Source organism: Achromobacter sp. 01N37 (assembly GCF_056399725.1).
The window spans coordinates 85,446-109,088 of record NZ_JBFTRX010000003.1; the positions used below are offsets into that span (position 1 = coordinate 85,446).

Annotated in this window: 26 protein-coding genes; 7 read left to right on the forward strand and 19 right to left on the reverse strand. The window is 67.1% G+C overall.

What is annotated here, in order from left to right; genetic code table 11:
* Nucleotides 1–15 precede the first annotated feature (15 nt).
* From AC1DSJ_RS06550 to AC1DSJ_RS06635, 18 genes are read right to left on the reverse strand one after another with little or no spacing between them, the layout of a single operon-like run.
* Nucleotides 16–456 carry an excinuclease gene (locus tag AC1DSJ_RS06550; RefSeq protein ID WP_175169865.1) on the reverse strand — a complete coding sequence of 147 codons (441 nt, stop codon included), beginning with the start codon at nucleotides 454–456 and terminating at the stop codon, nucleotides 16–18.
* Nucleotides 457–508: 52 nt separating this feature from the next.
* Nucleotides 509–1,735 (reverse strand): beta-ketoacyl-ACP synthase, encoded by a 1,227-nt coding sequence (locus tag AC1DSJ_RS06555; protein ID WP_054422274.1) that lies wholly within the window; start codon nucleotides 1,733–1,735, stop codon nucleotides 509–511.
* Nucleotides 1,735–2,466 (reverse strand): 3-oxoacyl-ACP reductase FabG, encoded by a 732-nt coding sequence (gene fabG, locus AC1DSJ_RS06560; protein WP_054422273.1) that lies wholly within the window; start codon nucleotides 2,464–2,466, stop codon nucleotides 1,735–1,737. The genes AC1DSJ_RS06555 and fabG overlap by 1 nt, the downstream gene beginning before the upstream one ends.
* Nucleotides 2,463–2,924 (reverse strand): hotdog family protein, encoded by a 462-nt coding sequence (locus AC1DSJ_RS06565; RefSeq protein WP_346552709.1) that lies wholly within the window; start codon nucleotides 2,922–2,924, stop codon nucleotides 2,463–2,465. Before AC1DSJ_RS06565 ends, fabG begins: the two co-directional genes overlap by 4 nt.
* Entirely contained in the window at nucleotides 2,921–4,120 is a 1,200-nt protein-coding gene (locus AC1DSJ_RS06570; RefSeq protein WP_441371141.1) for a beta-ketoacyl-ACP synthase, read from the reverse strand. Before AC1DSJ_RS06570 ends, AC1DSJ_RS06565 begins: the two co-directional genes overlap by 4 nt.
* Nucleotides 4,117–4,761 (reverse strand): DUF3261 domain-containing protein, encoded by a 645-nt coding sequence (locus AC1DSJ_RS06575; protein WP_441371142.1) that lies wholly within the window; start codon nucleotides 4,759–4,761, stop codon nucleotides 4,117–4,119. The genes AC1DSJ_RS06570 and AC1DSJ_RS06575 overlap by 4 nt, the downstream gene beginning before the upstream one ends.
* 8 nt (nucleotides 4,762–4,769) lie before the next feature.
* On the reverse strand, nucleotides 4,770–6,017 hold the full coding sequence (locus tag AC1DSJ_RS06580) for an NAD(P)/FAD-dependent oxidoreductase (protein WP_175169868.1): 1,248 nt from the start codon (nucleotides 6,015–6,017) through the stop codon (nucleotides 4,770–4,772).
* Between the two features lie 41 nt (nucleotides 6,018–6,058).
* The gene (locus tag AC1DSJ_RS06585) at nucleotides 6,059–8,392 is read right to left on the reverse strand and encodes an MMPL family transporter (RefSeq protein WP_441371143.1); all 2,334 of its coding nucleotides are present in this window, start codon (nucleotides 8,390–8,392) and stop codon (nucleotides 6,059–6,061) included.
* Nucleotides 8,376–9,080, reverse strand: coding sequence for an outer membrane lipoprotein carrier protein LolA (locus AC1DSJ_RS06590; protein ID WP_441371144.1), 705 nt, complete (start codon nucleotides 9,078–9,080; stop codon nucleotides 8,376–8,378). The genes AC1DSJ_RS06585 and AC1DSJ_RS06590 overlap by 17 nt, the downstream gene beginning before the upstream one ends.
* Nucleotides 9,077–9,520 carry an acyl-CoA thioesterase gene (locus AC1DSJ_RS06595; RefSeq protein ID WP_054422267.1) on the reverse strand — a complete coding sequence of 148 codons (444 nt, stop codon included), beginning with the start codon at nucleotides 9,518–9,520 and terminating at the stop codon, nucleotides 9,077–9,079. Before AC1DSJ_RS06595 ends, AC1DSJ_RS06590 begins: the two co-directional genes overlap by 4 nt.
* Nucleotides 9,513–10,436 (reverse strand): LpxL/LpxP family acyltransferase, encoded by a 924-nt coding sequence (locus AC1DSJ_RS06600; RefSeq protein ID WP_342066503.1) that lies wholly within the window; start codon nucleotides 10,434–10,436, stop codon nucleotides 9,513–9,515. Before AC1DSJ_RS06600 ends, AC1DSJ_RS06595 begins: the two co-directional genes overlap by 8 nt.
* Entirely contained in the window at nucleotides 10,433–11,185 is a 753-nt protein-coding gene (locus tag AC1DSJ_RS06605) for a glycosyltransferase family 2 protein (protein WP_427946952.1), read from the reverse strand. The genes AC1DSJ_RS06600 and AC1DSJ_RS06605 overlap by 4 nt, the downstream gene beginning before the upstream one ends.
* A complete protein-coding gene (locus AC1DSJ_RS06610) occupies nucleotides 11,172–13,079 on the reverse strand; it encodes an ApeI family dehydratase (protein ID WP_441371145.1) in 1,908 nt (635 codons plus the stop codon). The genes AC1DSJ_RS06605 and AC1DSJ_RS06610 overlap by 14 nt, the downstream gene beginning before the upstream one ends.
* On the reverse strand, nucleotides 13,043–13,591 hold the full coding sequence (locus AC1DSJ_RS06615) for a COG4648 family protein (protein ID WP_054422264.1): 549 nt from the start codon (nucleotides 13,589–13,591) through the stop codon (nucleotides 13,043–13,045). The genes AC1DSJ_RS06610 and AC1DSJ_RS06615 overlap by 37 nt, the downstream gene beginning before the upstream one ends.
* Nucleotides 13,588–13,842, reverse strand: a complete 255-nt coding sequence (locus AC1DSJ_RS06620) for an acyl carrier protein (protein WP_054422263.1) — start codon at nucleotides 13,840–13,842, stop codon at nucleotides 13,588–13,590. The genes AC1DSJ_RS06615 and AC1DSJ_RS06620 overlap by 4 nt, the downstream gene beginning before the upstream one ends.
* A 17-nt stretch (nucleotides 13,843–13,859) precedes the next feature.
* On the reverse strand, nucleotides 13,860–14,120 hold the full coding sequence (locus AC1DSJ_RS06625; RefSeq protein ID WP_054422262.1) for a phosphopantetheine-binding protein: 261 nt from the start codon (nucleotides 14,118–14,120) through the stop codon (nucleotides 13,860–13,862).
* A 5-nt stretch (nucleotides 14,121–14,125) separates the two neighbouring features.
* Nucleotides 14,126–14,965 carry a lysophospholipid acyltransferase family protein gene (locus AC1DSJ_RS06630; RefSeq protein WP_441371146.1) on the reverse strand — a complete coding sequence of 280 codons (840 nt, stop codon included), beginning with the start codon at nucleotides 14,963–14,965 and terminating at the stop codon, nucleotides 14,126–14,128.
* Nucleotides 14,962–15,801: a beta-ketoacyl synthase chain length factor gene (locus tag AC1DSJ_RS06635; RefSeq protein ID WP_441371147.1), complete on the reverse strand. Its 840-nt coding sequence runs from the start codon at nucleotides 15,799–15,801 to the stop codon at nucleotides 14,962–14,964. The genes AC1DSJ_RS06630 and AC1DSJ_RS06635 overlap by 4 nt, the downstream gene beginning before the upstream one ends.
* 135 nt (nucleotides 15,802–15,936) lie before the next feature.
* Here AC1DSJ_RS06635 and AC1DSJ_RS06640 point away from each other — a divergent pair, with 135 nt between their 5' ends.
* The 7 genes from AC1DSJ_RS06640 to AC1DSJ_RS06670 all read left to right on the forward strand — a co-directional run bounded on the left by AC1DSJ_RS06640 (nucleotide 15,937) and on the right by AC1DSJ_RS06670 (nucleotide 22,988).
* A complete protein-coding gene (locus AC1DSJ_RS06640) occupies nucleotides 15,937–16,563 on the forward strand; it encodes a 4'-phosphopantetheinyl transferase family protein (protein WP_441371148.1) in 627 nt (208 codons plus the stop codon).
* Nucleotides 16,564–16,670: 107 nt separating this feature from the next.
* Nucleotides 16,671–17,888: an NO-inducible flavohemoprotein gene (hmpA, locus tag AC1DSJ_RS06645; protein WP_441371149.1), complete on the forward strand. Its 1,218-nt coding sequence runs from the start codon at nucleotides 16,671–16,673 to the stop codon at nucleotides 17,886–17,888.
* Nucleotides 17,889–18,039: 151 nt separating this feature from the next.
* Nucleotides 18,040–18,477 (forward strand): Rrf2 family transcriptional regulator, encoded by a 438-nt coding sequence (locus AC1DSJ_RS06650; protein ID WP_054422257.1) that lies wholly within the window; start codon nucleotides 18,040–18,042, stop codon nucleotides 18,475–18,477.
* Nucleotides 18,478–18,583: 106 nt separating this feature from the next.
* Nucleotides 18,584–19,831 (forward strand): D-amino acid dehydrogenase, encoded by a 1,248-nt coding sequence (locus AC1DSJ_RS06655; protein WP_175169874.1) that lies wholly within the window; start codon nucleotides 18,584–18,586, stop codon nucleotides 19,829–19,831.
* Nucleotides 19,832–20,031: 200 nt separating this feature from the next.
* Complete coding sequence (locus AC1DSJ_RS06660; RefSeq protein WP_441371150.1) at nucleotides 20,032–20,946, forward strand: DMT family transporter; 915 nt, start codon at nucleotides 20,032–20,034, stop codon at nucleotides 20,944–20,946.
* A 158-nt stretch (nucleotides 20,947–21,104) separates the two neighbouring features.
* On the forward strand, nucleotides 21,105–22,157 hold the full coding sequence (locus AC1DSJ_RS06665) for a proline dehydrogenase family protein (RefSeq protein WP_441371151.1): 1,053 nt from the start codon (nucleotides 21,105–21,107) through the stop codon (nucleotides 22,155–22,157).
* An 18-nt stretch (nucleotides 22,158–22,175) separates the two neighbouring features.
* Nucleotides 22,176–22,988, forward strand: a complete 813-nt coding sequence (locus AC1DSJ_RS06670; RefSeq protein WP_441371152.1) for a helix-turn-helix transcriptional regulator — start codon at nucleotides 22,176–22,178, stop codon at nucleotides 22,986–22,988.
* Here the strand turns inward: AC1DSJ_RS06670 and AC1DSJ_RS06675 are convergent.
* A complete protein-coding gene (locus AC1DSJ_RS06675; protein ID WP_175169878.1) occupies nucleotides 22,928–23,602 on the reverse strand; it encodes a flavodoxin family protein in 675 nt (224 codons plus the stop codon). The two genes, AC1DSJ_RS06670 and AC1DSJ_RS06675, sit on opposite strands and share 61 nt — an antisense overlap.
* Nucleotides 23,603–23,643 lie beyond the last annotated feature (41 nt).

Consider the following 23,643-nt stretch of genomic DNA (forward strand, 5'->3'; position numbering starts at 1 on the left):
TTCCCAGACTCAGCTTTACTTCACCTGGGTCAAGTCGCCGCGCAGCGCCACGCCCGCCACCGTGGCGCCCGCATGGCATTCGTAATCCGTCTTGCTGGTGGACACGTTCTTGCGATAGTAGCTAACGATATTGGTCACCGCATTGGCATTGGCCTTTTTGGCGGCTTCGTGCAGGGCGATCACGGCGGATTGCGCCACCCATTCGCAGGCCACGGCGTCCTTCTTGGCGATGGCGTTGGTCTTGCGGTTGGTGACAACGCCCGATTCCAGCACCTTGCCCTTGGGGCCCGTGCCGGCCAGGTAGAACTTGACGCTGCCGTCGATCTTGCCTGCCGCCAGCGCGGCGTCGATGGCGGGTTGCAGCGGCAGGAAGACGGTGCGATCCGCAGCCAGCGCCTGGGCCGAGCAGGCAAACGACAAGGAGAGGGCGCCGAACAGCTTGTAGGAAATCTTCATGACTTCTCGTTCCAAAAGTGAAGGTTGAAATACGCGCGCGCGTTGTCGGCGCTCAAGGCCAGCGGCGGAAAATAAGGGACGTATTTATCCCGCCAAACGCGAAATTGTTGTTCATGACGTATTCGTTATTCATGTGGCGGCCCTCGCCCTGCAGGTAATCGAGCTCGCCGCAACGCGGGTCGATATTGCGCAGGTTCAAGGTGGGCGCGTACCAGTCGCGGTTCATCATTTCGATGCTGAACCACGACTCCAGCACGCCGCACGCGCCCAGCGTGTGGCCCAGAAAACTCTTCTGCGAGCTGATCGGCATGCGGCTGCCAAACAGGTTGTGGGTGGCTTGGGTTTCGGCGATGTCGCCTTGTTCGGTAGCGGTGCCGTGGCCATTCACGTAGCCGATCGCCTCGGGCGGCAAGGCGGCATCAGCCAGCGCCATTTCCATGGCGATGCGCATGGTGGCGGCTTCGGGGCGGGTGATGTGCGTGCCGTCGGAGTTGCTGCCAAAGCCCACGATTTCTGCGTGGATGCGCGCGCCGCGCGCCAGCGCGTGGTCCAGCGATTCCAGCACCAGCATGCCGCCGCCTTCGCCAATGACCAGGCCGTCGCGGTCACGGTCATACGGGCGTGGCGTCAGCTCCGGCGTGCCGTTCTGTTGGCTGGTGGCGTAGAGCGCGTCGAACACCAGCGCTTCGCTGGCGCACAACTCTTCCGAGCCGCCTGCCAGCATCATTTCCTGACGGCCGTAGCGGATGGCTTCGTAGGCGTAGCCGATGCCCTGGCTGCCCGACGTGCAGGCGCTGGAGGTCGGGATGATGCGGCCTTTCAGCTCGAAGAAGATGCCGACGTTGGCGGCGGTGGTGTGCGGCATCATGCGCACGTAGGAGTTTGCGTTCAGGTCTTCCGTGACGCCGTTGAGCAGCATGTTGCCGAAGGCGCGGATTTCGGCGGTGCTGCCCACTGATGACCCGCAAGCCACGCCCATGCGGCCATCGGTAATGCTGGGGTCGCCCAAGAGCGCGGCGTCGGCCAGCGCCAGTTCGGCGGCGCGCACCGATAACTGCGACACGCGGCCCATGCTGCGCAGTTGCTTGCGGGTCCAGTGCGCGGGCACCTTGAAATCTTCAATCGGGCCTGCCAAACGGGTATTCAGTTCGGCAAAGCGCGACCAATCGGGCATGTAGCGGATGGCGCTGCGGCCCGATGCAAAGGCTTGCTGGACGCTTGCCCAATCGGAACCCAGTGCGCTGATGCCGGCCATGCCGGTGATGACGACGCGTTTCATCAGCACAGCCCTCCGTTCACAGCGATGACCTGGCGCGTGATGTAGGCCGCACCGGGCGACATCAGGAACACCACGGTGGCGGCAACCTCTTCGGGCCGCCCCATGCGTTGGGCCGGCACGGCTTTCAAGATCTCTTCCACGGGCACGTGCTCGTCAATCATGTCGGTGTCGATCAGGCCGGGGGCCACGCAATTCACGGTGATCTGGCGCTTGGCCAGTTCAACCGCCAGCGCTTTCGCCGCGCCGATCAGCCCGGCTTTGGACGCGCTGTAGTTGACCTGGCCACGGTTGCCCACCAAGCCCGACACCGACGCCATGCAGACCACCCGGCCTGCCGCACGGCGCCGGATCATGGGCATGGCAAGCGGGCTGAGCACGTTGTAGAAGCCGTCGAGATTGGTGCGCAGCACCTGGTCCCAGTCGTCGCCCGTCAGTGCGGGGAACGCGCCGTCGCGAGTCAGGCCGGCATTCAGCACAACACCGTAATACGCGCCGTGCGCGTCAACGTCTGCTTGCAGGACGGCGGCGCATTGGGCGCGGTCAGACACGTCAAATTGCAGGACGCGGGCTTGCCGGCCGCGCGCCTGGACTTCGGCCTGTACGGCTTCGGCTTGTTCGCGTTGCTGGCGGCAGTGCAGCACCAGGTCATGGCCTGCGTCGGCCAGGGCCAGCGCGATGGCGCGGCCGATGCCGCGGCTTGAGCCGGTTACGAGGATGGGGGCAGCGCTCATTGAAGGGGGGCTTCCTGAATAAATGCGGTGGGGTCTTTGGGCTGATAGACATTCAGCCGGGCCAGGGCCAGCAGGCGGGTCTCGTCGCGCAGTTCGCACTCGAAGACGCTCATGCCGCTGGCGTCGATCAGGCCGCGTTGGACGTGGATGGATAGCGCCGCGCCTGCGGGCAGGCGGTCGATATGGCATTCGTAGCGGCGCGTGCCAAGCAGAAAGCCCAGCTTCACGGCGTCACCCGCCTGGCGCGCCTGGCAACCGGCCCACGCGCCCACGGCTTGCGCCATGAGCTCCATGCCCAGCCAGGGCGGCAGCGAACCGTCGGGCAGCGAGTACGGGCCGGGTCTGACGACGGCGCGGGCGCGCAGGCTGTCATCGTCATAGCCGTCGACGTGGTCGATCAAAATCATGTTGCCGGCGTGCGGCAACAGGCTGGCCACGGGCCAGGGGCAGGCGTTCATGAGCGGGCTCCCAGGATCAGGCTGGCGTTGTTGCCGCCGAAGGCAAACGAGTTGCTCATGGCGATGCGCGCGCGTCCGCCGGCGTAGTGTTGCTGGCCGGTGCTGAACGTCAGGGCTGGCAATGCCGGGTCGCCTTGGCCGTCCCACACGTGGGGCATCAGGCGGCCGTCGGCATTGCGTGACGACAGCGTCATCCACGCCAGCGCGGCTTCCATGGCGCCGGCGGCACCCAGCGTGTGGCCGGTCAGCGCCTTGGTCGACGCGCACGGCACGCCGTCGGGGAACACGGCTTGCATGGCGTGGCTTTCCATGGCGTCGTTGTGCGGGGTGCCAGTGCCGTGCAGGTTGACCCAGCCGATGCTGGCGGGCGTCACATTCGCCGATTGCAGGGCCGCCAGCATGGCCTGCCGCGCGCCTGCACCCGTGGGCTCGGGCGCTGACATATGCCAGGCGTCGGAACTGGCGCCGCCGCCCAGAAGCGCCACGGCATCGGCGTCGGCGGCCTCGCGCTCCATCACGAACAGAACACCGGCTTCACCGATGTTGATGCCGCGGCGGTTGGCCGAGAACGGCAGGCAGAGCGCGTCGTCCACGGCTTCCAGCGTGGCGAACCCATTGATCGTCAGGCGGCACAGCGTGTCTGCGCCGCCGCAGACGACGGCGTCGCACAGGCCGGCGGCCAGCAGCCGGCGCGCCGACAGCAGCGCGCGGGCGCTGGACGTGCAGGCGGTGGACAGCGTGTAGGCCGGGCCCGTCACACCCAGGTGCGCCGCCAGAAACGAGGCGGGCGACGACAAGGCCTGGCGCCGATAGTCGTAGCGGGCGGGCCAGGCCCCGTGCGCCGCCAGATGGCGGAAGTCGGGCGCGTTGTCGTTCACGCCCGACGTGCTGGTGCCCAGCACCACCGCCACGCGGTCCGCGCCGTAGCGGGCGATGGCGCGTTGCAGTTGCGGCGCGATCTGGTCTGCGCACGCCAGCAGCAATTGGTTGTTGCGGCTGTGATGCTGCGCGGGCAGGGCGTCAGGGATGGCGGGCAACGCGCCTGCGTAGCCGCCCAGCGTCAGGCTGCGGCCATCGACCCAGCCGGTTTGCGCGCGCATGCCAGAGGTGTCGCCGTTGAACGCGGCTTGCGCGACCGTATCGACGCCCGCACCTAGCGCGCAGACGATACCCGGGGTGCCCAACCAGCTGTTCATGGTTGCTCCTTGAGCGGCGAGATGCGCCACGTGACGCCGCTAGCGGTGGTAATCGAAAACACGTCGGCGTTTGAGACGTTTGTTGTTGTGGTTTGCGCATTCGTGGCTTGCGCATTGGTGGCTTGCGCATTCGTGGCTTTCGCGTGGGCGGCGTCCGCGTTGGGAGCTTGCGGCCAGCGGACCTTCCAGCGCACCGCGCCCCGCTCCAGCAGGCTGCGTTCGGCCGCGCCGCCGCTGTCTGTCTGCGCACGCCAGTTGCCCGCGCCGTAGGCGGCATCCAGATTTTCTTGCGGCGTCCACGCGAACATCAGCGCGGCGAACAGGTCGCGCGCCTGCGCATTGGGCCGCAAGAAACCGTCATTGCGCCATTGCCCATGTTCCAGCATCTGGCGCGCCTGCGGCACGCCCATGGGATCGAACAGCGACCAACGCAGCGCCGCGCCTTCGCGCTGCACGACCAGCATCGCGTCCAGTGCCGGTTGGCCCGGCGCTTCCTGCACGACATGCAACTGGCGCGGAACGGAAAAATCGGCATCGCGCGCAGGCATGGGCGGCGCGCCCGCGCAGCCGGCCAGCAGGGCGAACGTCATTGCCACGGCCAGCGTGTGGCAAGAGAGCAGGAAGGACGGAATGGCGCGCATCGTTGGAATCAGACCGGTTCCGCTTGCGCGTCGGCGCTGCGGCACAGTTCGCTCAGCATGCGCAGACGGCGCTGCGGGCTGGCGACGAAGGGGTTGCTCGCGTCCCAGGCGTAGCCGGCAAGAATCGAGCTGATCATGCGGCGGATTTCCGGCTGCGCGTTCTTGTAGAACACGACGTCCTGGAATTCGCCGCTGTACCAGCCTTGCACGTAAGCGCGGAACGTTTCCACGCCCACCATCAAGGGGTCGGCAAAGTCCGCTTGCCAATCCACGATTTCACCGCCCAGCTGGCGGTGCAAGGCGTCGGTGGCCAGTTTCGACGAGCGCAGCGCAATGGTGACGCCGGAGGAAAACACCGGGTCCAGGAATTCGGCGGCGTTGCCCAGCAGCGCATAGCCCGGGCCATGCAAGCGCGTGACGCTGGCGGAATAGCCGCCGATGGTGTTGGCGGGCGTGTCCCAGACCGCGTTGGCCAGCACGCGCTTCAGGTTGGGGGCGGCGTCGGCCATGGCGCGCAAGGTGGTCATCAGGTCTTGGTCGGGGCCGCCGAAAAGGTCTTGCCCGCCCACCACGCCGAACGAGCAGCGGCCGTTCGAGAACGGGATCAGCCAATACCAGATGCCCGGTTCTTCGGGGTGCACGCTGATCAGGATCTTTTCGCGGTCAAAGCCGGCGTCGTCGATGCGGTCTTCGATGTGCGTGAAGATGGCCTTGCGCGGCGGCATCGACGACGGGCGTTCCAGGTCCAGCAGGCGCGCCAGCACCCGGCCGTAGCCGCTGGCGTCCAGCACAAAGCGGCTCTTGATCTGGCGGGTGACGCCGTCGGCGTCGCGCACGTCCAGCACGGGGCTGTCGCCGTTGAAATCCGCCGCCGTGACTTCTTGCAGATAGCGCACTTCAACGCCCTGGCGGGCGGCGTCGTCGGCCAGCACCTTGTCGAAGGTGGCGCGCTGCACCTGGAAGGTGGTGCCGGGGCCGGGGCTGAATTTGTCGCGGAAATCGAAGTAGGTGTATTCATCGCCGCGCGCGAAGGCGGCGCCGTTCTTGACCTGGAAGCCTGCGGCCTGAACGGCGGGCATCATGCCTGCCTCTTCCACGAATTCCAGGCAGTGCGCCAGCAGGCTTTCGCCAATGGAAAAGCGCGGGAACTGCTGGCGTTCCAACATCAGCACATCGTGCCCTTGCCGCTTGAGCAGGGCGGCCGCGACTGCGCCGGCAGGGCCTGCTCCGATAACGACGACTTCACGATGTTCCATGCGAGATGCTTCCATGTCAGTGTGATGAGTGGGGGTAAAGGTCAGGCGGATTGCGGTGGGCGTATCCACGGGGCCCACAGCAACGAGAACGCAACGCCTAGCGCCACCGCCAGCCCGAAATTGGCGATGGCGGGCGTTTGGCTGATGGCCAGCAGGCCGAACGACAACAGCGTGGTGACGGCGCCCAGCAAGATGCCGACAAGGCTGGCCGCCGCGCCCGCCACGCGTTCGTACATGAAGATGGCGTAGTCCACGCCGATGGCGGACACCAGCAGCAGGCCGAACAGGCTGAACAACGTCAGCGGTTGGCCCAGGTATCCCAGCGCGGCCAGCGCGCAGGCGGTGGCGGCCAGCGGCACCGCCAGAATGCGCCAGGTTGCCGCGCGCCCCAAGGTCAACAGCAGCAGCACGGCGGCCACGCCGTAGGACAGCAGCTTGAGCTCGGCGGCTTCAATGCGGGTGGCGGCGAACATGCGGTTCAGGTCGCCGCTGCGGTCCACCAGCACGACGCCCGGCAGGCCTTCTGCAATGCCCTCTAGCGCGGCGGCGTTGCGCAGGCCCAGTAACGTGACCATGCCTGCTGCTTCGCCGTCGTGCACGCCCAGCCATTGACCGCGCCAGCGTTCGGCCAATGGCCCTTGCAACGCGTCGTCGATGGTGATTGCGGGCAGCGTGGCCATGGCTTGCAAAGTCTGCTGCAAGGCGTCAAACGGAATACCGATGTCTGTCAGCGGCTTCCACACGTCTGGCTGCGCGGCCAAGGTTGCCAGGCGTGCGCCTAGCGCTTGTTGATCGGCTGCCGGCGACACCAGCTGGCTAAGCGCGTTGTAGGCGGCAAGGTCGCCGTTCTTGACCAGCGCATCCAGCTTTCGGCCCACTTGCGCTTGACGGCGCAACAGCTCGTCGGCGTTGGCGGCGCGAACCAGGAAGAACTGGCTCGTCGGCGTGAAGCCGGTGATCTCGCCAATCTGGCGCGCCTGTTGCAAGAGCGGCGCGGGCAGGCTCAGCCATTGGCGCAAATCATCCTGGATGACCAGCCGGCTGATGCCGCCCACTGTGGCGGCAGCCATGATCAGCGCGCCGATGCCCAGCAGCGCGCGCCGGCTGGCCAGACGTTCGCGCGCGCGCAGCGCGGCGTTGGCGGCGTGCAGCAGCGGCGGCCAGGGGCGCGGACGCCATCCGTCCATCCAGGCGGGCAGCTGGCAGACCGTGCAGGCGTAAGCGCCCAGCAGGCCAGCGGCGGAAAACACGGCCGTCTGCGTCAAGGCGGGGAAGGGGGTGAAGGCCAGCGCGATGTAGCCGACCAGGCTGGCGGCCAGGCTGATCGTCAGACCCGGCAACACGCGGCGCAACGCCGGCCACGCGCGCCAGTCGGGCATGCCATAGCTTTTGCCGAGCCAGTGCATGGGAAAGTCCACGGCCACGCCGATGAGGCTGGCGCCAATCACCAGCGTCAGCACATGGATCGACCCAAACACCGCCACGCAAGCCACCGCGCCCGTCAGCAAGCCCACCGCTACCGGCACAAACGCCAGCAGCGCGCGCACGCGGCGCAAGGCCAGCAGCAAGACCAGGATGATGCCGGCCATGGCGCTGGAACCGATCCACGAACTTTCCGCTACCGCCTGCTGGCGGCCGGACGCAGCGTACAGCGGGCCGCCCGCCACGAGCAGTTCCGCGCCATCCGCGCGCAGCGCTTCGCGGTCTCGCTCGATTTGTGCCGACATGCCTTGCGGCGCATCGGTGTCGAACGCGTCGGCGCGCGTTTCAGCGCGCACCAACACCCAGTGCTTGCCGCCGTGTTCGGCTTGCAGCATGCCTGTGCCCATGTCGTACTGCACCGCGCCGCCCGGGCGCAGCGCTTGTTCGGCGCGGCGGGTCAAGCCCAGCCAATCCTGGTCCACGGGCACCAGCCCCGATGACGAGAACGGGTCCGACAGCTCGCGCGCGCGCCGTTGGGCGTAGGCGGTGGGGTCGGACAGCAACTGATCACGGTCGGCCGCAGGCAGCATGGCCAAACGGCCGGCCAGCAATTGCGCGCGCACGGCGGACAGGTCCACGTTCAGCTCAAGCTTGACCGACGCGAACAAGCCGCTGCGCGTCCAGCGTTCGGCGAGCAACTTCGCGGGCGCGGCCGGGTCCGCGGCGTCCGCTCGGGCCGCAACCAGCGCCAGCACTTGGCGCGACAGCGGCTCCTGGATGCGGGCTTCGGCCAATTGGCGCGTGGCGTCTGCGGTGGCGGCGTGCGGCACCAGCTCCATCAGGTTGGCCGACACCGGCCAGCCGTGGCGGCACTGCCAGGCGCCTACACACAGCACCAGCAGCAAGCCCAGCTTGAAGAACCGGGGAAGCCAGCGTTCAATCGGCAAACGCACGTTGCTCCTCGGGGGTCAGCGCGTCGGCGGCAGCGGCGTCCGTCATTTGCAGCACGCTGCGGTCGCCTTGGGTTTCGCGCAGTTCGATGCGGTCGACGAGCTTGCCGCCGTTGATCTGAATGTTGTCGAAAATCTGGCGCAGCAAGGCCGAACGCGGCGTCAAGAGCAGTTGCCAGGCATCGGCCTCGCCGGTCAACGCCAGGTCAAAGTTCTCTTGCAGCCCGCGGGTATCGCCCGCCAGCACCGACAGGAACAACCGGTTTTCACGGCCCGAGCCGGTCTGTTGCGGCAGCGCCTGCCACACGCCGGCCTCGTTGCGCCGCGAAATGCCATTGGCGTTGATGCGCAGGTCTTGGGCGATGGGCGTGCGCAGCAGCCACAACAGCCCCTTGCCAGCAGCCAGCGTGAAGTCGCCACGGCTGGTCAGCGGTTGCGGCAGTGAACGCAGAAATTTCTGCTGCACGAAATGGCCGCGCACGATGGGCGTGGCGCGCAGCTGCGTTTGCAAGTCGTTCAGGTCGAACGCGTGGGCGGACCAGGGCAGGGCGGCGAGCGTGAGCAGCAGGGATCGCAGCAGGAGCGGCAGCAGGAATCGCTGGTGGATTCGCCGTTGGAACCGCAGTTGCAATATGCTGCGCGGCATGTGTGCCGCAACGGCGCGTTGGGCGAATAGCGTCAACATCTTCATGCCGTGGCCTCCAGGGCTTGCAGCTTGCGTTCCACCGCCTCAACAAATACGGCAGGCGAGGCCAGCTGCATTTCACGCGTCTCAATGCTGACCGCGACTTGTTCGGTGGTGGCGCGCGTCAAACGCGTGCCGGTGGCCGAATCCAGAATCAGGTAGTTGATCTTCAAGCGGTTTTCCCATTCCACCAGTTCGGCGCGCACGGTCAGGCGCTGGCCGAACTGGGCGGGTTGCGCGTAGCGCAGGTGCAGGTCGATGACCGGCCAGGCGTAGCCGCTGGCACGCATGGCGTCGTAGTTGTGGCCCAGCAGGTCCAGCAATTCGCAGCGCGCCTGTTCCAGATACTTCACGTAGTGGCCATGCCAGACCACGTGGATGGAATCGACATCGAAAAAGGGCACGCGGATCTCGACTTCGGCGCCGATCAGGCCTCGTTTACGCATCGTCTTTCCAGAAAGGGTAGAAGTTGAACCATTGCAGCGGCGCCAGCCGGCAGTGCGCGGCCAGGCGGTCGGCATAACGCTGCGCCCAATAGGCGATGCGTGCCTGCCGCGTGGCGCGCGTCCACTCGATACCGTCAGATAGCCGTTCCATGGCCACGCGATACCGCGCGCCGTGCCGCGTGCAGAACAGCACGTTGACGGGGCAGCGCAACAGGCCGGCCAGCAGCCATGGGCCTTGCGGCAGCGGGGCGCTTGCCCCCAGAAACTGGACGGGCGTGGTGCGGTCGCCTTGCAGCGGCACTCGGTCACCGGCGATGGCGAGCCATTCGCCGCGGTCCAGCCGCTGCGCCAGGTCCAGCATCACGGGCGCATCCAGCTCGCTGACTTGAATCATGCGCAGCCCGCCGCCCGCTTCGCTCAGCAGGCGGTTGAAATGCACAGCGTGTTTGTTGTGGACCAACACGTTCAGGCGCAGCGCGCCCGAGCGTTCGGCCAAGGCGCGGCACACTTCAATGTTGCCCAGGTGCGAGCCCACCAGAATCTGGCCCCGGCCCGCGCCCATTTGTGCGTGCAGGCCGTCAGGGTCGGCAATGTCCAGATCCGCCATCGTGATCTTGCTTTGCCAGACGTCCAGCTTGTCCAGCATGGCGTCGGCAAACGCCAGGTACTGGCGGTACACGGGCAGGGTGCGCGGCAGCGGCACGGGCAGGTCGCCCGATTGCGCCAGCCGCTGCTGGTATTGCGCGATGGCGCGGCGGGCGCGGCCGCCGAAGGCGTAGAAGTACAGCACCACCCCCCACACCACGGGCGCAACCACGCGGCGGCCCAGCTTGCGGGCGGCCCACGCGGTCAGGCGCATCAGCACCGGGCTGCCGCGTTCGGGCTGAGCCGCCCAATGCGGATCGGCGGCGGTCAAGGCGCGAGCCCTCGCGTCAGACGGCGCCATAGCAGGGCCGGCGAGCGGGCCAGCATGCCGAAGAACAGCCGCGCATGCATCCGGCTGATCAGCAGGTTGTCTTGCAGGCCCTTGAAGTGCGAGACGCCGCCTTCGGGATAGACCACGCGCGTGGGCAGCCACGCCATGGGAACGCCACGCCAATGCAGGCGCACCAGGATGGCGATGTCGAAATCCATGCGGCGGCCCACATGCGTGCCGTTGATGACGGGCAGCACTGCCGCCAGCGGGTACACGCGAAAGCCGCACATGGCGTCGGGAATATCCAGCGACAAGGTGTTGATCCACACCCACACGCGCGTGAGCCAGCGGCCATAGAGACGGCTGCGCGGCACGTCGTCGCCGTAGACGGGCGCGCCGCAAATAACGGCTTGCGGCTGCGATTGGGACGCGCGGGCAAACGCCGCGGCATCCGGCAGCGCGTGCTGGCCGTCGGCGTCCACTTGCAAGGCGTGGGTGTATCCCAGCGCGGCAGCGGCGCGCAGGCCATCTTGCACGGCGGCGCCCTTGCCGCCGTTTTCGGCGCGGCGGACCAGATGCGTATGCGGCAAGGCGCCCAGCGCGTCCAGCGCCGCGGCGCAACCGGGTTCGGAGCCATCGTCCACCAGCACGCAGGGCAAGCCTTGCGCGGCCAGTTGTGCGTGGACGGCGGCAACCGTGGCGCCGTGGTTGTAGACCGGGATGACGGCGCAGAGCTTATAGGCCGTCATGGCCATCCGCCTGAAGAATGCGGCCCGACGAGCAAGGCGCATCGTCCACCGTGCACGTGAAATACAGCTTCTGTTTGGCGTCATCCCAACGCAGTGCCAATTGGGCAATGTCGCCGGGGCGTAGCAGGCGTTGAAACTTCAACGCCTCCATGCCGCCGAAACGCAAGCCAGGGCACAAGCCGCGCTGGGCCAGCGACATCGCCCAACTGATCTGCGCCACGCCCGGCACGACAGGCACCGACGGAAAATGCCCGCTGAAGTGCGCCAGGTCGTAGGGGATGTCCAGCGTGTAGCGGCGTTCGTTGTCGGGCTGGCCAGGCAGTTCCACGGCAACCGGCTCCACGGGGCGGGGGCCGGCGGCGATGTCAAACACGGACTGCGGCAGCTTGCCTTGTGCGTTGGCGGGCAGGTGCCGGAAGAAGCGCCAGGTGCGCGGAATGGCGAGCGATTCGAAGCCCGCGGCCAGATGTGCGCGCAAGGCATCCACCACCGTTTTGCGGCCCTGGTTGCGCAAGGCATGCAGGCCCGCGGCGGACAGGGCGATCAGGCCGGTCAGACGGGCGCTGCCGCGGTGATCCGCGCGTCCGGGTTGCCCCGTGTGACCGGGGGCGTCGGGTTGAGCTGGCTGGCCGGGTTGGCCCAGCCGGGCGTCGGCCACGAAGGCATGGCGCATCAGCGCCTGCTCCAGCATGGGCAGCGAGATGCGCTTTTCCTCAATCTTCACGATGCGGTCCAGTCGGCCCAGCAATTGGAAGCCGCCGGACGTGAGCTGGGCGCCGTCGGACGTCTGCTCATCGGCCGCGTTCACCCAAGGCGATTGCACATGCAAGGCGCCGTCCGCATTCAGGCTGACCACCGCGCCGGGCAAGGGCTGCCAGTCGGCCGAACCGGTGCGCCACGCCACCGCGCCCGTTTCGGAACTGCCGTAGATTTCGGTGGGGCGCAGGCCCAGACCGCGTTCGATATCGTCGGACACCTCGGGCGGCAGCGCGCCGCCTGATGAATGAATGCGGGTCAAGCGGCCGCGCAGTTGCGCCCAGTCCAGACGCTGCCCCAGCCGGCGCAGCAGCGCGGGGCTGGCGATCCAGGTGAAGGACGGGTAACGCAGGCTGGCCTGTTGCAGCTCTTCGGGATAGAGCCGTTGGCGGCGGTCGATCTGGCGGCCCGAACACAGGGGCCACAACACACGAAACGGCAGGCCGTACATGTGTTGGGCGGACACGCTGCCCAGCACGGGCGCGCTGGAGTCCGGCCATTGCTGTTGCAAGGCCTGAACCTCTGCCGCCAATTGCCGCCACTGTTTGCTCAACGGCTTGGGCGTGCCGCTGGACCCGGATGTGCACAGCACAAGCGTCACGGACGGGTCCAGCGCGGCGGGGGGCAATGCGGCGTGGTCTTGCAGGGTGTCCAGGCGCCATTGCCGGGTGGCGGGTACGGGCAGGTCGATATCGGTTAGCCAGGCATCGACGTCCGCATCCAGCGCGGCGCAGGTTTGCGCCTGCGCGTCGCCAGGAAGCACGGCGACGACGCCCGCGCGCCAGCACGCGAACAGGGCGATGGCCAGTGCGGCGGCGTCGTCGAACCAGAGGGCGACACGGCGGGGGCCGCGCGCCTGCAACGCGCCGGCGGCGAGCAGGCTGGCGTGCGCGAACGCCGCGCGCGTCAACAGCGGGTGATCAGCGACCGGGGCGGCAGCGGCGGCAGGGGCTGCGGCGGCAGCAGGGGCGGCAGGGGCGGCAGCGGCAGCGGCGGCAGCAGGGGATGCAGCAGCAGCAGCAGCAGCAGCAGCAGCGTCCCCGGCGTTATCCGCGTCCGACGCCGGCAGCAACAGGTGGGGAAGCGGTGTCCAGCGCATGATCAAACCGCCCGCGCGGCTGCGGGGCGCAGCAGCCATTCGCCCGCGATCAGCAGGCCCATCAGGCCGTAGCTGGCCGCGCCGTTATAGGCGACCCACCAGCTCCACGGCGCCCATGCCGCCAAGCCCGCCGCAATGCCGCCGTTCACCGCAAAGAACACGCACCACGCGCGCGTGACGTTGCGGGTATAGCGCACGCCTTCGGGCGGCAGATCGGGGTGGCGCAGACGCGCCAATTGTTCGATGACCGGGCGGCCAACGCGCAGGCTGATGCCGAAGACGGCAAGCATCATGGCGTTGACCAGCACCGGGTACCAGCGCAGCCACGCCTGTGAATTCGAGACGGCAAGGATCAGGCAAAAGGCAACCGCCACGGCGGGCAGCAAGCGTCCGCCGGGCTGGGCGCTGCGCGCGGTGAGCCCGCGCGCGAGCCACAACAGGGCGAGCGGCAGCGCCAGCCACGCCGGGCTGACGCGCCCCAGCGTTGCGTAAACCACAAAGGGATACGCCACGCCGGCAACGGCCAACGCGGCCGCAGCCCCGCGCCTCATGCGTCGGGCGCCTGCTTTTGCCACATGGCCTGGACGACGTCCTCAACGGTGCGCACCGTGCGGAAGTCGTTGGCGTCCAGCTTGCGGCCGGTCTGGCGGCGTACGTGGTCGATCAGGTCGATGGCGTCGATGCTGTCGATCTCAAGGTCCGTATAAAGATTGGCCTCGGGCGTGACGCGTTCCGGTTCGATTTCAAACAGTTCGACCAGCGCATCGCGCAACGTGTTGAAGATGTCCTCGCGGGTATGCATCGTGGACTCCGTATGCGTTAATCGCGCCGTTGCGCGGTGACAAAGGCCGCAAGGCTATTGATGCTGGTGAAGTGTTCGCGCATATTGCGCGTTTCGGGGTCGATGGTGATGCTGTAGCGCTTTTGCAGCGCCAGGCCCAGTTCCAGGGCATCTACCGAGTCCAGGCCCAAGCCGTCACCAAAGAGCGGGGCGTCGGACGCGATATCGTCGGGGGTGATGTCTTCCAGCCCCAGCGATTCGATGACGAGCGTTTTCAGCTCAAGTTCCAATTCATTCATCCCGCTTAGACTCCGCTGCCACCGTCAGGGGTGGCGTGTTCGTTCATGAGAGCACCGGCCGGCGCGGTGCGCGCCAGTTCGGCTTCGAAATAGGCATGCAGCCAGGCATTCATCTTGCGTCCCGCCGCCGGCAGCGGGTGCGCGCTGCTCCAGACGGCCGGATCAATATCTTCGCCAACCTGAATCACGTAACGCATCCGGCGCGCCGGAATGCGGTACCAGGGTTCGCCTTTGGTCAGGCTGCGCGGATTCATCTGGATGACGACGGGCGTGATAACCCGCGCGCCGCGCAGCGCAATGGCGCAGGCGCCACGGTGAAATTGGGGCAAGGCGTCCGGCGGCGTGCGCGTGCCTTCGGGAAAGACGATCAGCGTTTCGCCGTTGCGCAGCACGTCGGCGGCGCGGTCGAACATGTCGAAGCTTTCATCGTTGGTGATGTAGCCGGCGTTGGCGATGGGGCCGCGCGTGAAGGGGTTGGTGGCCAGCCCGTGCTTGACGATGCAGTTGGCGTTCTTGACGTGGCCCACCAGGAACACGACATCAAGCAGCGACGGGTGGTTCGCCAGAATCATCTGGCCCGGCTTGCCCAGGCGTTCCGCGCCCTTGAACTCCACCGTCAGGATGCCCACGCGGACCATGAACCGGATGAAAAGACGGAACGTGCCGTTCAACGCCCAGCGGGCGCGGCGCTGGCGGTCCAGCCTGTCGCCGGGAAAGAGCCGCTGCGGCGGGAAGACCAGCACGCGCAGCAGCAGGCCGCCCAGGCCGAACATCGTGAACGCCATACCGGTGGCGACCAGGCGCCAGAGCCAGAAATCCTGGCGGGGTTGCGTGGTGCTAGTCATGCAGTACGGGTCCAGGTCCAGCAGCGGACGTCATTCGCGTGCCGCCATGTGGGCGTGCAAAGCGTCAGGTGGCGCAGCAGATTCAAGGGGTTGGGCCAGGCGGGCGCCGCTGCCGGGGCGGGCAGGGCGGATGCGTTGGCCGATGCGCTGGCCGATGCGCTGGCCGACGCGTTGACCGATGTGCTGGCCGATGCGTTGACCGATGCATTGGCCGATGCATTGGCCGACGGGGCAGCCGCTGTATTAGTGGATGCCGTCAGCGTCCAGTCCGTGCCCGGACGCAGGTGAAACGCGGCGGCGTAGGTATAAGGCGCGTCGTCGATCCAGGGGGCGTAGGGCGCGGGCGGGCGTTCTTCGGCCAGCACGACGAGCACGTCTTCATGCCCCTCGCCAAACAGCATGGCGGCTTCCAGGAAGGCGTGCTCCAGCCCGTCGTCTTCCACAGAAAGCGCGATGGACTCGGTGGTTTCGCGGCGTATGATCGACCACTGCGCGGCAATGGCGTTGTGCACCGACAAGCCGAACGCCGTGGGCGACAGCGGCTCATCGGCCGCCAGCGCTTGCAGCAAACCGAAATTGCGTGTGGTTTCCCCATGGCGCGAGGCGAACACCAGCGGCATGGCGGGGCGTTCTGCGGCTAACGGCCAGGCGCACTCGAACACCGCGCGGGCCAGCGGGCTGAGCCGGCGGCGCTGCATGGGCGGCAGAAAGTCGAGGCGGGGCGCGCGCTGTTCACCAAGGGGGCAGTAAGGATGTTCGGCCCACTGTAACCAGTCAGCGGGGGAGTCGATTCCTTGCGCCCAACCTTGCCATTGCGCGATTGAGAACGTCAACATAGCGCGCGATTCTACTATGGCCGCGCGCCTGGATTTTGTTTTTGATGGTTACGTTGTATTCAGTTACTGCCTGTGGGCGTGGTTTTTTTGACCAATAATTAGTTACTTAATTCCGTGGAAGTTCAGGAACTATTCATGTATTGGGCGGACCAAAGCGCCGCCGCTCACTATCAAGTGAAGGATCTGTCACCTGATGACGCCCGGCGGGCGCCTCGCGTCACGCCCCGGGCCATAGCAGACTGGCAGGTCAGCCGCGTGTTGCTGCACGCCGTCAGGCAAACCCACCCTCTTTCTGGCGTGACGTCGCTGAGCCACAGCCATGGCCACGCCCTGTGTGGCCGGGCGCCTGCGGGCTGGGCGCTGGGCGTGGATCTGGAACGCCTGCGCCCGCGCAACTTTCTCCAGTTGGCGGCCTGGGTGTGTTCCGCGCAAGAGGCGGCGGCGCTGTCCGCGCTGCCGGGCAAGGCGCAAGCGGAACGGTTCTATTTGCTGTGGACATTGAAAGAAGCGTTCATCAAGGCCGCCGGGCTGGACTTTCCGGCGGACATGGCCACGGTGGGCCTGGAAACGGACGCGCAAGGCCGGTGCCGGCTGCGCGCGCCGGCAGGCGCCTGGCGCGCGTGCACCTGGCGGGTGGGAACGGAATGGATGGCGTCGGCGGTGTGGTTGGCCCCAGATGGTGACGCGACGTTTCCGTCGTGGCGTCCGGTGGCCGATTGCGGCTTGCCCGCGCTGACACAACTGGGCATCTGGTCTTCCTGAAAGTAGGGATTTGAGCCTGCGCGGCGGGCGTTTTGCCATTGGCTGTTAAAGATGTATTATGAATATATGTTTAAGAGCGAGCACGATCGCAATCCAAGGAGCAGCAGATGTTGAGCCCCCAAATCCGCGCGCTGGTCAAAGCCACGGCCCCCGTTCTCAAGACCCATGGCGTGGCGTTGACCCGCCATTTTTACGCGCGCATGTTCGAGCACAACCCCGAGCTCAAGCACATCTTCAATCAGGGCCATCAGGCCGGCGGCCAGCAGCAGCACGCGCTGGCGGGCGCGGTCACGGCCTATGCGGAACATATCGACGATCCCTCAGTGCTGATGCCGGTGGTGACGCGGATCGTGCACAAGCATGTCAGCCTGGGCATCCGCCCCGAGCACTACGCCATCGTGGGCAAGCATTTGCTGGCGTCCATCCGCGAAGTGCTGGGCGAGGCCGCCACCGACGAACTGGTGGACGCCTGGGCCGCCGCGTATGGGCAGTTGGCCGATCTGCTGATCGCCGAAGAGGCGCGGCTGTACGCCGAGTCGGCCGGCAAGCCGGGCGGCTGGACGGGGTGGCGCGCATTCCGAGTAGTGGGCAAGCAGCCCGAAAGCGCCGAGATCACGTCGTTCTATCTGGCGCCGGCCGATGGAGGCGCAGTGCCGGCTTATCAGCCCGGCCAGTATGTGTCCGTGCGCGTCTACGTGCCGGAACTGGGCTTGATGCAGCCGCGCCAATACAGCTTGTCGGATGCGCCGGGCCAGGACCGCCTGCGCATCTCGGTCAAGCGCGAAGCCGCTGGCGTGCAGACGCCGGCCGGGCGCGTGTCCAATGCGCTGCATGACCGTCTGGAAGAGGGCGGCGTGCTGGACGTGGCGCCGCCGCAAGGGGATTTCCATCTGAAGCAAGACGGCGATGCGCCGGTGGTGCTGCTGAGCGGCGGGGTGGGGCTGACGCCGATGGTGTCGATGCTGAACCATCTGGTCAAAACCAACGACGCGCGCCAGATCCGCTTTGTGCACGGCTGTCGCAACCGCTCGGTGCATGCCATGAAAGACCACGTGAACCGCATCGCCGCCGAACGCGGCAACGTGCAAAAGGCCGTGTTCTACGAGGAAATCGCCCACGACGACCAGCCCGGACGCGACTACGATCACGCGGGCCGCGTGGACTTGCACGTCATCCGCGACAACGCCATCGTGCCCGGCGCCGACTATTACCTGTGCGGCCCGGCGCCCTTCATGCAGGCGCAGCGCGCGGCCTTGCTGGAACTGGGTGTTGCCGCCGATCGCATTCACGCCGAGGCCTTTGGCACCGGAGGCGCGCCGGCCTGAGCGGTGTATCCTGGCGGGCTGATCCGGCTGATCCGGCTGATCCGGCTGATCCCGGCTGATCCCGGCTGAGCCCGCCCGACCCGGCTGAGCTGCCTTACCCGCCTGATCTGCCTGGGCTGAACGCAACCCCGCCGCCCCTGCCACTCCTGCCATGCAACTGACCCGATTCACTGACTTCGGCCTGCGCGTCCTGATGTACCTGACGCAATGCCGCGACCGGCCCGCCGCCGTGACCATTCCCGAAATCGCGGAACGGTTCGCGGTGTCGCGCAATCACCTGGTCAAAGTCGTGCATTTCATGTCGCAGCGGGGGTGGGTGAGCACATCGCGCGGCAAGGGCGGGGGCATGAGCCTGGCGCGCCCGCCCTGCGATTACCGCGTGGGTGACCTGATCCGCGAACTGGAACAGCAAGGCCCGCTGATCGATTGCCGCGAACCGCCCTGTGCGCTGGACGGCGCCTGCCGCCTGGCCGGCGTGCTGGCGCAGACCTTGAATGCCTTCTACGACGCCCTTAACGGCTACACGCTGGCCGATCTGGTGCGCGACCCGACCGCCGCCGCCATCATCAAGCTGCACCGCGCCGCCTGAGCCGGGGCATGATGTTTTGTTATGGATGCTGCGGCGTTTGGCATTTGCCGGGCGGGCGGCGCGCGTTTCAGAATAGCGGCAACTTCCCGTTTTCTTGGATATAGGTATGCGCGTTTGCGTGATCGGTGCGGGCGTCGTCGGCGTGACGTCCGCCTATTTCCTGGCGCGCCAGGGGCACGACGTGGTGCTGGTGGACAGCCAGGCGCGTCCGGCCGAGGTGTCCAGCTACGCCAACGGCGGCCAGCTCAGCTATAGCTATGTGGCGCCGCTGGCCGGCCCTGGCGTGCTGCCCAGCGTGCCGGGCTGGCTGTTGCGCCGCGATTCCCCGCTGCGGTTCCGGCCCCGGATGGATCTGCATCAATGGCGCTGGTGCCTGCAATTTGCTCTGGCGTGCCGCGCATCGGTGGCCAAGGCGTCCACCGCGCAACTGTTGGGGCTGTCCTATCTCAGCCGCGACGTCATGCATACGCTGCTGGCGCAGGAAGACCTGGCGTTTGGCCATCTTAAAAACGGCAAGCTGATCGCGTATCGCAGCCCGGCCTTGCTCGACAAGGCGCGCGCGCTGGTGGCGTATCAGGCGGGGCATGGCGCCGAACAACAGGTGCTGGACGCCGCACAAACGCTGGCCATGGAGCCAGCGCTGGCCGCCATGGGCAGCAAGCTGGCGGGCGCCATCTACACGCCCAGCGAAGAAGCGGGCGACTGCCGCCAGTTCACCGAAGCCTTATTCGACCGCCTGCAAGCCATGGGCAATGTGGAATGCGCCATGTCGAACCCGGTGTCGGGCTTGCAGCGCGAAGGCCGGCGCATTGTGGCCGTGAACACGCGCAACGGCGATATCGGCGCGGACGCCGTCGTGCTGGCTACCGGCATCGGCACGCGTAATTTGCTCAAGCCGTTGGGCCAGGACGTGCCGCTGTATCCGCTGAAGGGCTACAGCCTGAGCGTGCCGCTGGCTGATGACGAGACCGTCGCGCCGCGCATCAGCGTGACGGACTACGAACGCCGCATCGTCTATGCGCGCGTGGGCGGCGTGCTGCGCATCGCGGCCATGGTGGATATCGGCAGCGCCAACGCCGACATCGACCCTGCGCGCGTGGCCTTGCTGAAAGAACAGGTGCTGGAAGCGTTCCCCTCGTTGGACCTGCGCCAGGCCATTCCCTGGGCGGGTCTGCGCCCGGCCACGCCCACCGGCAAGCCCCTGATCGGGCGCAGCGGCGCGGCAGACAACCTGTGGCTGAACGTCGGCCAGGGCGCGCTGGGCTTCACCTTGGCTTGCGGCAGCGCGGCGCTCTTGACGGCCCAGATGGCCGGCGTGGAGCTGCCCTTGGACCCGGCGCCTTTCAGGCCCTGATGCGTCCACGCTTTGTACGGCAGGCCCGGTCAGCGGCGCAATATCCCGCAGAGCAATGTCCATTTTGCGATAGTCCGTGCCATTTCATCGGGAGACGGGCTGAACGCCGCTCAATAGGATAGCGATCGTCCCCCGCGCCAACGCGCTTGCGCACGTTGAACGCGGGCGGGTCCGATCCCCTTCCTGCGAGCGTACGCATCATGTCCTATCTGTTCCCCTTGTTCGCCATTCTGTTCTGGGCGGGCAATGTCATCGTGTCGAAGATGGCCGCCAGCGCCATCTCGCCCACCGCCATTACCTTCTACCGCCTGGTGCTGGCGCTGTTTCTGATGGGCCTGTTCACGGCCCGCCCGGCCTGGCGCAACCGCAAGGTCATTCTTCGCCACTGGCCCAAGCTGGCGCTGTACGGCGCACTGTCGTCGGCGGTGTTTCAGGCGCTGTCGTATCGCGCGGCCGAAACCACCACCGCCACCAACATGGCCATCCTGACGGCGCTGATTCCGTTGCTGAGCATGCTGCTCAGCGTCGTGATCCTGCGCGATCCGCTGACGCTGGGGATGGCGGCGGGCGGTGTGATGTCGTTTCTGGGGCTGCTGTACCTGGTGGGGCAGGGCGACATGCTTAGCGTGTTTCAGCACGGCATTCACGTGGGCGACGGCCTGATGCTGCTGGCCGCCTTGTCTTATGCGCTGTACGGCGTGCTGCTGCGTCATTGGAAGGTGCCGGTCCCGGCCTGGCAGTCCACGTTCGTGCAATCGATTTTCGCGCTGCTCTACATGCTGCCGCTGTATCTGCGCGTGCCGGCGGCGCAGGCCGCGCTGGATGTGAACACGATTCCGCTCATTCTCTACGCGGGCATTTTCTCGTCGGTGCTGCTGTCGTACCTGTGGATTGAAGGCGTGCACCGGCTTGGCCCGAACCGTTGCAGCATCTTCATCAACCTGCTGCCGCTGTTCACGGCGCTGGCGGCCTACCTGATGCTGCGCGAGCAACTGCACGGCTATCACTTGCTGGGCGGCGCGGTGACCTTGGCGGGCGTGCTGTTGGCGCAGACGGTGCAACGCCCGCTGTTCGGCCGCCCGCCGGCCACGACGCTGGCCAGTGGCAAGGTGTAGGCGGAGGCGGTTCGATAACCGCGGCTGAACCACGGGGCGTCCCGCTGCACGAGCGTCCCGCTTCACGGGCGTCCCGATTAGCCGGGCGACCCATTCACGGGCGTTCAATACGGACGCCCGCCAGCCCGCCATAGTGGTGCTCTCTAGCGGGAGCACCCATGAGCATTTTTCAAAGAACCACTATCGCGCTGGCGCGCAGCCCCCTGATGGGCCGCACGATGCGGGCGATGGCGGCCCGGACGTCACTGGCGCGCCGCTTTGTTGGCGGCGCGGACGTCGATGCGGCCGTCCAGACCGCCTTGCGGCTGCGCGACGCGCACGGCATCCGCGCATCACTCTTCTATCTGGGTGAGTACGTGGCCGAGCCGGTCGCGATCAAGCACAACGTGTCGCAAGCCATCGAAGCGTGCCACGCATTGGGCGCGGCGGGCCTGGATGTGCATGTCTCCATCGACCCCACTGCCATCGGCTTCATGGCAAGCGACGCACTGGGCACGGAAAACGCCCGGCGTATTGGGGCGGCGGCTAGTGCAGCGGCCAGTGCGACGACTGGTGCGGCGGCCAGTGCGGCGGGGTGGGCGGCTGATGCGGCAGCTCGTGCGACAGCTGACTCGGCCGCTCCCCACATCGGCGGCGCCGCCCGCAATTGGGTTGTGCTGGACATGGAAGACTCGGGCATCCGCGACCGCACCTGCGCGCTGCATCGCGACTTGCTGCAAGCCGGGCTACCCGCCGGGCTGACCTTGCAGGCGCGCCGCCGCCGCACGCCGGAAGACCTGGCCTGGGCGATCCGGCAACGCACGTCGCTGCGTCTGGTCAAAGGGGCATTCCCCGAGCGCGCGCTTGACCACGCGGGCCGCGCGCGCATCGATCAGGCCTATCTGGATGCGGCCGGCATCATGTTGTCGCGCGAGGCCCGCGAGTCCGGCTTCTACCCCGTCTTCGGCACGCATGACGACCGCTTGGCGGGCGCCATCATGACGCTGGCGCGCGAGCGTGGATGGGCGCCGGACGCGTTCGAATTCGAGATGCTTTACGGCGTACGCCCCGACTGGCAACTGGCCCTGCGCGGCTTGGGCTATAACGTCAGGGTCTATCTTCCTTTCGGCGCCGATTGGTGGCCCTACGCCATCCGCCGGGTGGGAGAAAATCCTCGTAACGCGTGGCTGCTGGCCCGGTCGCTGACCTCCGACGGGCACTACTTCGGCTAGCCCCAAGATGGCGGTTTCATGGCGGTTTCCCAACATATCTGGCATTGCGGCGCGGGCCTGCCCGGCGACGTGCTGATCGCCGATCTGCGCGCGTATCGCTACGCGCCCCATTTTCACGACGCCTGGTCCATCGGCGCCATCGAACAGGGGCGCTGCTCGTTCACGGTGCATGGGCAAGCCCATGTGGCCGGCGAGGGCGATCTGGTGGTGATTGCGCCCGGCCAGGTCCACACCGGCGGCACGTCGGCCGCGCCGCTGGCGTATCGCATGGCGTATATCGACGCGGCCTGGTTCAACGACCATGCGCGCGCCTTGTTCGAAGGCGATGTGCAACTGCCCGGGCCGGTGATCAGCGCGCCCGCTTTGTGTGCGCAGTGGCTGGCGGCGTTGGCGCCGGATGCCATGGCCGGGGCGGAGCGGGGCAAACAGCTATCCGCCGCCTTGTTCAGCTTGTTGGCGGCCCATGCCCATTGCGCCGACACCGCTTCCACGGATACCCCCGACGTTTGCGAGCTGCTGCGCGCGCGCATGGCCGCCGATCCCGCTTGCGCGCCAGACTTGGAAGCCTTGGCGCGCGCGCAGCACCGCCATCGCACCACGCTCGTCAAACAGTTCGCGCGCCGCTATGGCCTGCCGCCACAGGCATGGCTGCGCAATTGGCGGGTGGCGCGCGCCCGCGTGTTGCTACGCGATGGCTTGCCGCTGGCGCAGGCGGCGCACGCGGTGGGTTTCGCGGATCAAGCCCATCTGACCCGCGTCTTCAAGCAGGTTTACGGCAGCACGCCCGGCGTGTTGCTGCGCGCGGGCGCGGCCGCTTCCCAGACGTTGTGAGGGCGGGGCGTTTCAACGCGGTAGTCTGAATACTTCCGTTCAAAGAACGACGCGCCCAATTGCTCGGCCGCCAGCAGCGGCTGGCGCGGGTCGGCCGCAATTTCACCCCGGTGGTTGCCCGCGCCATGCACGTAGCCAACAAAATCCGAATGCGTGTAGCGCGAAAATTCCTGCAACTGATGCACGATGCCCAGCGCTGCGCCGGGGTAGGTTTCCTCGGACGCCACCGCCAGCCCCAGCCGCTTGCCCGTCATGCGGGCCTTGACCCGTTCCGGCTCGGGCCCCGCGCCCGCGTAGTGGCTGAACGAGCGGTCAAAGAACGCCTTGGTCTGCGCCGACATCCCGTACCAGTAGATTGGCGTGCAGAACAACACGCCGTCGGCGGGCAGAAAATGTTCCAGGAATAGCTCGTCGTAGCGGTCGGCGGGCACGGGCCGGTGGCGCAGGTCGGGCAGGAAGCCCTGGATGTAATCGTCCAGGAACAACAGGCTGGCGGGCGTGCCGGCCGCCTCGGCGCCGCGTTGCGCAGCGGCGCCCAATGCGGCGCTGTTGCCGTCTTTCCGGGGGCTGCCCACCAGGATGAGCAGGCGCTTTGATTGATGATGTGAATTCATGTCGGGGTCCTTGGTTTCGTAAGGCGCGCCGCGAAAAGGGG

Excerpts from the sequence above, each read along its gene's own strand:
- AC1DSJ_RS06550 (WP_175169865.1), bottom strand. The coding sequence starts at position 456 with ATGAAGATTTCCTACAAGCTGTTCGGCGCCCTCTCCTTGTCGTTTGCC.
- AC1DSJ_RS06555 (WP_054422274.1), bottom strand. The coding sequence starts at position 1,735 with ATGAAACGCGTCGTCATCACCGGCATGGCCGGCATCAGCGCACTGGGT.
- fabG (WP_054422273.1), bottom strand. The coding sequence starts at position 2,466 with ATGAGCGCTGCCCCCATCCTCGTAACCGGCTCAAGCCGCGGCATCGGC.
- AC1DSJ_RS06565 (WP_346552709.1), bottom strand. The coding sequence starts at position 2,924 with ATGAACGCCTGCCCCTGGCCCGTGGCCAGCCTGTTGCCGCACGCCGGC.
- AC1DSJ_RS06570 (WP_441371141.1), bottom strand. The coding sequence starts at position 4,120 with ATGAACAGCTGGTTGGGCACCCCGGGTATCGTCTGCGCGCTAGGTGCG.
- AC1DSJ_RS06575 (WP_441371142.1), bottom strand. The coding sequence starts at position 4,761 with ATGCGCGCCATTCCGTCCTTCCTGCTCTCTTGCCACACGCTGGCCGTG.
- AC1DSJ_RS06580 (WP_175169868.1), bottom strand. The coding sequence starts at position 6,017 with ATGGAACATCGTGAAGTCGTCGTTATCGGAGCAGGCCCTGCCGGCGCA.
- AC1DSJ_RS06590 (WP_441371144.1), bottom strand. The coding sequence starts at position 9,080 with ATGAAGATGTTGACGCTATTCGCCCAACGCGCCGTTGCGGCACACATG.
- AC1DSJ_RS06595 (WP_054422267.1), bottom strand. The coding sequence starts at position 9,520 with ATGCGTAAACGAGGCCTGATCGGCGCCGAAGTCGAGATCCGCGTGCCC.
- AC1DSJ_RS06605 (WP_427946952.1), bottom strand. The coding sequence starts at position 11,185 with ATGACGGCCTATAAGCTCTGCGCCGTCATCCCGGTCTACAACCACGGC.
- AC1DSJ_RS06610 (WP_441371145.1), bottom strand. The coding sequence starts at position 13,079 with ATGGCTGCTGCGCCCCGCAGCCGCGCGGGCGGTTTGATCATGCGCTGG.
- AC1DSJ_RS06615 (WP_054422264.1), bottom strand. The coding sequence starts at position 13,591 with ATGAGGCGCGGGGCTGCGGCCGCGTTGGCCGTTGCCGGCGTGGCGTAT.
- AC1DSJ_RS06620 (WP_054422263.1), bottom strand. The coding sequence starts at position 13,842 with ATGCATACCCGCGAGGACATCTTCAACACGTTGCGCGATGCGCTGGTC.
- AC1DSJ_RS06625 (WP_054422262.1), bottom strand. The coding sequence starts at position 14,120 with ATGAATGAATTGGAACTTGAGCTGAAAACGCTCGTCATCGAATCGCTG.
- AC1DSJ_RS06630 (WP_441371146.1), bottom strand. The coding sequence starts at position 14,965 with ATGACTAGCACCACGCAACCCCGCCAGGATTTCTGGCTCTGGCGCCTG.
- AC1DSJ_RS06635 (WP_441371147.1), bottom strand. The coding sequence starts at position 15,801 with ATGTTGACGTTCTCAATCGCGCAATGGCAAGGTTGGGCGCAAGGAATC.
- AC1DSJ_RS06640 (WP_441371148.1), top strand. The coding sequence starts at position 15,937 with ATGTATTGGGCGGACCAAAGCGCCGCCGCTCACTATCAAGTGAAGGAT.
- hmpA (WP_441371149.1), top strand. The coding sequence starts at position 16,671 with ATGTTGAGCCCCCAAATCCGCGCGCTGGTCAAAGCCACGGCCCCCGTT.
- AC1DSJ_RS06650 (WP_054422257.1), top strand. The coding sequence starts at position 18,040 with ATGCAACTGACCCGATTCACTGACTTCGGCCTGCGCGTCCTGATGTAC.
- AC1DSJ_RS06655 (WP_175169874.1), top strand. The coding sequence starts at position 18,584 with ATGCGCGTTTGCGTGATCGGTGCGGGCGTCGTCGGCGTGACGTCCGCC.
- AC1DSJ_RS06660 (WP_441371150.1), top strand. The coding sequence starts at position 20,032 with ATGTCCTATCTGTTCCCCTTGTTCGCCATTCTGTTCTGGGCGGGCAAT.
- AC1DSJ_RS06665 (WP_441371151.1), top strand. The coding sequence starts at position 21,105 with ATGAGCATTTTTCAAAGAACCACTATCGCGCTGGCGCGCAGCCCCCTG.
- AC1DSJ_RS06670 (WP_441371152.1), top strand. The coding sequence starts at position 22,176 with ATGGCGGTTTCCCAACATATCTGGCATTGCGGCGCGGGCCTGCCCGGC.
- AC1DSJ_RS06675 (WP_175169878.1), bottom strand. The coding sequence starts at position 23,602 with ATGAATTCACATCATCAATCAAAGCGCCTGCTCATCCTGGTGGGCAGC.